Source organism: Calothrix sp. UHCC 0171 (genome assembly GCF_034931845.1).
In the GTDB taxonomy this organism is placed as follows: Bacteria; Cyanobacteriota; Cyanobacteriia; order Cyanobacteriales; family Nostocaceae; genus Brunnivagina.
Genome location: NZ_JAYGHN010000099.1, coordinates 1 through 4,075, shown reverse-complemented (window position 1 = coordinate 4,075; position 4,075 = coordinate 1). Strand labels below are relative to the sequence as shown.

At 42.9% G+C, this 4,075-nt stretch carries 8 protein-coding genes; 1 reads left to right on the top strand and 7 read right to left on the bottom strand.

The features are described 5' to 3' along the window. On the bottom strand, nt 1-1,136 hold a 1,136-nt coding region (locus tag VB733_RS27415), incomplete at its 3' end, for an IS110 family transposase (RefSeq protein WP_323343200.1). 96 nt (nt 1,137-1,232) lie between these two features. Here VB733_RS27415 and VB733_RS27410 point away from each other — a divergent pair. Continuing rightward, complete coding sequence (locus tag VB733_RS27410; RefSeq protein ID WP_323343199.1) at nt 1,233-1,517, top strand: hypothetical protein; 285 nt, start codon at nt 1,233-1,235, stop codon at nt 1,515-1,517. Between the two features lie 81 nt (nt 1,518-1,598). Here VB733_RS27410 and VB733_RS27405 read toward each other — a convergent pair whose 3' ends face one another. The 6 genes from VB733_RS27405 to VB733_RS27380 form a co-directional block, all read right to left on the bottom strand. After that, a complete protein-coding gene (locus VB733_RS27405) occupies nt 1,599-1,868 on the bottom strand; it encodes a hypothetical protein (protein ID WP_323343198.1) in 270 nt (89 codons plus the stop codon). A 157-nt stretch (nt 1,869-2,025) separates the two neighbouring features. Further along, complete coding sequence (locus VB733_RS27400) at nt 2,026-2,184, bottom strand: hypothetical protein (RefSeq protein ID WP_323343197.1); 159 nt, start codon at nt 2,182-2,184, stop codon at nt 2,026-2,028. Nucleotides 2,185-2,188: 4 nt separating this feature from the next. Next, a complete protein-coding gene (locus tag VB733_RS27395; RefSeq protein ID WP_323343196.1) occupies nt 2,189-3,349 on the bottom strand; it encodes an ATP-binding protein in 1,161 nt (386 codons plus the stop codon). Beyond that, the gene (locus tag VB733_RS27390; protein WP_323343195.1) at nt 3,339-3,494 is read right to left on the bottom strand and encodes a hypothetical protein; all 156 of its coding nucleotides are present in this window, start codon (nt 3,492-3,494) and stop codon (nt 3,339-3,341) included. Before VB733_RS27390 ends, VB733_RS27395 begins: the two co-directional genes overlap by 11 nt. After that, a complete protein-coding gene (locus VB733_RS27385) occupies nt 3,494-3,703 on the bottom strand; it encodes a hypothetical protein (RefSeq protein ID WP_323343194.1) in 210 nt (69 codons plus the stop codon). Before VB733_RS27385 ends, VB733_RS27390 begins: the two co-directional genes overlap by 1 nt. After that, entirely contained in the window at nt 3,696-3,887 is a 192-nt protein-coding gene (locus VB733_RS27380) for a hypothetical protein (RefSeq protein ID WP_323343193.1), read from the bottom strand. Before VB733_RS27380 ends, VB733_RS27385 begins: the two co-directional genes overlap by 8 nt. Nucleotides 3,888-4,075: the final 188 nt, after the last annotated feature.

The following is a 4,075-nucleotide window of genomic DNA, read 5'->3' as shown; positions in this document are numbered from 1 at the left end:
CGCGATCGCACTAATCGGATCGGCTTCCCGTTAGACTTCTCAGCATCTAAATATTCCCACAAAGTTTTAGCGGTCGGGTTGTCTAATCTACGGAATTTTGGCTCTAAACTTGAAAACACCCATTGCCACATAGCTTTACGACACAACCGGGAACCATCCGAGGTTTTTAATCCTTTTTTATCTCCTGATGCTTCCAGCGAGGGAGCTAAACCGAGAGTTTTTTGAAATCGTCTCAACGACAAATAACGCTTTGTTGGCTTCTTTGAGTGACGACCACGATGAAATTGCACTTCAGGCTTGCCATCGATGAGGAAATTTTCAATCGGGTAAATGTAGGCAATGAGAATTGCACTTAGCCGAAAACCAAATCCAAATTCCTCAAATACTTCAAAGTAAGGTGTAAACTGTGCTTCCTTTAAGTGCGATCGCAACTCTTTTTCAATGCAATATTCTTGGTTTTGTAAACTACAAATAATTCCCGCCCGTTCCCTAGTTGATTCCTCTAACCCTAAACCAATGGTTTTTGAGTAAAGAGAATCATAATGTTTCGAGTTTCGTTGCTGTGATATCCATGCCCAAAGTAACGGGAGTGAACCATGTACACTACGCTTCGACTTTACCAGTGCAACTTCTGGGAATTGCCAAGCTAAATCCTGACGCAATCTATTAATTACAGGAGATTGAACCCTGTTGAGATGTTCTAATCTAAGAACTAATTGCCGTATTCGGGATATTTGTAAGTCGTAGTTTCTAACAAAACGCTTGGTGTCATTGCAATAATCGAACCAGTAACAAGCTAACGCTAAAGAGTCAGCATTATCATCTTTGTCTGGTAATGCCAGATGATGAGCGCGGTAACTACGTAGTTCTTTATGTCCAACTAGCTTAACTTCTACCCCATTGCGGGTTAAATGTTCGCTCCAAATTTTGCTGTAATTAGTTCCCGTCGGTTCCATTATTGCGATGTCGGGGTTGAGTGCCAACATTGCATCAAGTCCCTCACGAATTGCTGGAAAAAGTTTAAAGTCGTAACTGTAATAAAATTGACGTGGTTCGTTAGGCTTCTCAGTCAATAAACATGCTGAAACAGTGGACTTGCTGACATCAAGCCCTAATATTCTGAGTGTTTTTTTCATGGGGTGGCGTACAAATAATCCCTGTGAGAATGCCTGCGAATCACCCAAAAGCCCGTGTAGAGCTTAATTCACTCTCAAGGCATCAGGGTAACAATATTGCACAGCTACCGAGCTTGCGAATTTAAAAAAGCTAAAGCTTACTTCTGTCTCAAAGCCCTAAATAGCTATTTCAATATTGGCGATTTGGTTTGGACCCAAGCCGCGACGTTAACCCTTAGGGTTAACGTTTCGCCAGTTGGTCAAGCTGGCTCGTCAGGCGTTGTTAATGGGGGAATAGGAGTTGGGGGAGTGGGTAAATTTGAAACTGCTATTTGCAATCGTTTGATTGCTTCTGTCGCCATGTCGGGGGAAGTGTTGGTAATGGATATTTTGATGTCGTAGCATCCGTTATCCAATTGCTCAATATTTAATCCAACTTTTGATTTTTCAGTCATACATATCCTTGTTAATTCTTATCTATTACTATTGCGTAAATTCAATAGCTAATACAGTACCTACGTCTTTACAACCTAGACCTGTCGAATCTTTTGGGGCATTAAGGTAAGCATTCGCAATCTGTTCTATATATTCCGCCTTAAGGCTTTTTGCTTGTTCAGATGAAAGCTTTATTAAATCATCATGTACCTTAGAAAATGGAACTTTATGATTGTCCGAAATGATTCTCAGTGCATGACTTAAAGCAATGGTTAAAACTGCATAATCTATTTTATTGATTGGAACAGTCTTTTTCATTTTGAACTCGACTTCATTGGAAACCAATCACCATTTTTATCAACGAAACAAAGAGCCTCGCCAATCTCTTCATAGTCGGGGTCATCCCTGTCGAATGCCCAAACGTGGGCGCAAACGTGACACATATAAAACTTTCCAATCTCATTAAATTCAGAATCTACAGACCCGCAATTTTGACATTGATACGGATTAATTCCCTGTTCGTTGTGGATAATATCGCCCATAAGTAAGCTATAACTGAATTTCCCGAAGAACGTAGATACACCAAATAATCCTTAAGTGCGATCGCATTACTCACGGTTCTGTGCGATCGCACTTTTTTATTTACCCAGTTCCCCCTTCATTTTTTCCAAAATTTGCTTACCCTCCTTATACCGACTGCCAGAAAATCCAAGTACCTCCTTAATCAGTTTGCTATCGCTGAAACCAGCTTCCAAACAGGCTTTTACGGCTTTTAGAAGGGAATCAGAAACTTGGTTTTCGGGGTTAGAAATCGGCTGTAATTCCGTTTCTACGGTGGTTTCAGCCGTTTTTACATCCTGAAAACTCGGTTGCAGCGACACCCGTGGTACAAACATATTAAAACTAGCCAAGTCTGGCAGTTGACACGGTGTATCCTCGACCATGCACCGATATTTCCCCTGCTTTAACCACTCTTCAACCGCAGTGTCTTTAAGCTGTTTGGCGTGGTTAACTGCAAATTTTCCCAGACGAACAAACCTAAAGTTCTTACGGGCGTTACCTTGTCCCTCAATTCCGAGCGTTTTAACTGAGTCATCCTGTGCGAGTGCCACGATAAAACGTTTTGGTTTTCTGCCTCGGTTGCCATGTTTAATTAGCCATTCTGAGGCTATATCAACCTCAGAAACCAGCAAGGGGAATTCTTCGGCAATGGTTACGGAATCCAGTCCAGCTAAGGCTTTGTCACCACCCTCACCGCGAAGCTCGATCCGTCGTTGCAATTCCTCTAAGTCAGCTTCCATCGCTTCGGCGATCGCACTAAAATTTCCCTTGCGTCCAACGACATTTAAACCTGTCCATTCGTCGGGGGAAGCGTCGGGGTCATATACAGTAATGTCACCCCCGACTTGGTAAGCTAGCCATTGGGCAATCGTTGATTTACCCGTGCCAGTGTCCCCAACAATCAAAACGTGCTTACCTTCAATCGCTTGCAGTAAGTTTGTAATGATGGTTTCGGGGTATAAAGGCAAGGGCGCTGCGGTGACATCAATAACGTTTGTGCCCAACATCCCCCGATGGGGTAACTGTTCGTAAACTGCGAGAATGTGACGGCTAGCGCGTTCTGTTTGATCGCAGAGGGAAACAATGATTTTTGCAGCAACGCGAATTGTACTGATTGAAAATAACCAGCCGGAAAATAGAACCCTTCCAACCATCCAACCTAAAAAGCGGTCGAAGTCTCGCAAACTGGGTAAGTTTAAATCAACCCATTCGACACGACGCAAGCGGTTATTTTCCATAAATAACACCCTCACGAAACCCGCGAAATTCAGCCTGACAGGTGTTAACTTTGGCGTTTAATTCTTGGTTTTGTTGGTAGAAATAATGGGAGACGACAATTAGAGCCGCTCCCACAAGTAAATATGTGGTAGCGTCATTTGGCATTAGTCACCCTCCTCCTTATCTGGAGTGAGAAGAATCTGCACGGCTTCACCACACAACTCAATATCAATTTCGTTGCGTCCGAGATTAGGTAAATTCGGATCATCAACAGCGACAATTCGAGCGACTGCGTCCGCTAAATGTTCGGGGACATCTGATCCTGTGAGGGATTCGTAGCAGGTGTTATAGAGGCTTTGGTTAAGTTCAGGCATTGCTGTCACCCTTCCTTGCAGCATCTAAAACTGTGTCGCGCTGTTCGGGTGTTAGTTGGGCATTACCATTGCAGGGTAATACCTCCAGATGGGTTCCCAAACGATACAATGCATCATCTTTGGCAGCTTCCGATTTTGCATTCTCGTAATTTTGTAGTTGTTTTTCGGTGTATTGATCCGACATAATGGGTTAGCTATTCCTTTCATTCAAACGAGAGTAGTAAGAGCGTATTACTCTGATTTGGTTGATTTGATTTCATGTGATTGCAAAGTTACCCGAAATACGCGACCCCCTCCGGTTTCAAAAACCTTTCTGTCGCTTAGTCGGGTAGCTTTCGATTTTGAGACTTTGATCATTAAAAATGAACCGTC

What these genes read in the sequence shown, in the direction of transcription:
- VB733_RS27395 (WP_323343196.1), bottom strand. Translation starts at nt 3,349, where the DNA reads ATGGAAAATAACCGCTTGCGTCGTGTCGAATGGGTTGATTTAAACTTA.
- VB733_RS27405 (WP_323343198.1), bottom strand. Translation starts at nt 1,868, where the DNA reads ATGAAAAAGACTGTTCCAATCAATAAAATAGATTATGCAGTTTTAACC.
- VB733_RS27385 (WP_323343194.1), bottom strand. Translation starts at nt 3,703, where the DNA reads ATGCCTGAACTTAACCAAAGCCTCTATAACACCTGCTACGAATCCCTC.
- VB733_RS27390 (WP_323343195.1), bottom strand. Translation starts at nt 3,494, where the DNA reads ATGCCAAATGACGCTACCACATATTTACTTGTGGGAGCGGCTCTAATT.
- VB733_RS27380 (WP_323343193.1), bottom strand. Translation starts at nt 3,887, where the DNA reads ATGTCGGATCAATACACCGAAAAACAACTACAAAATTACGAGAATGCA.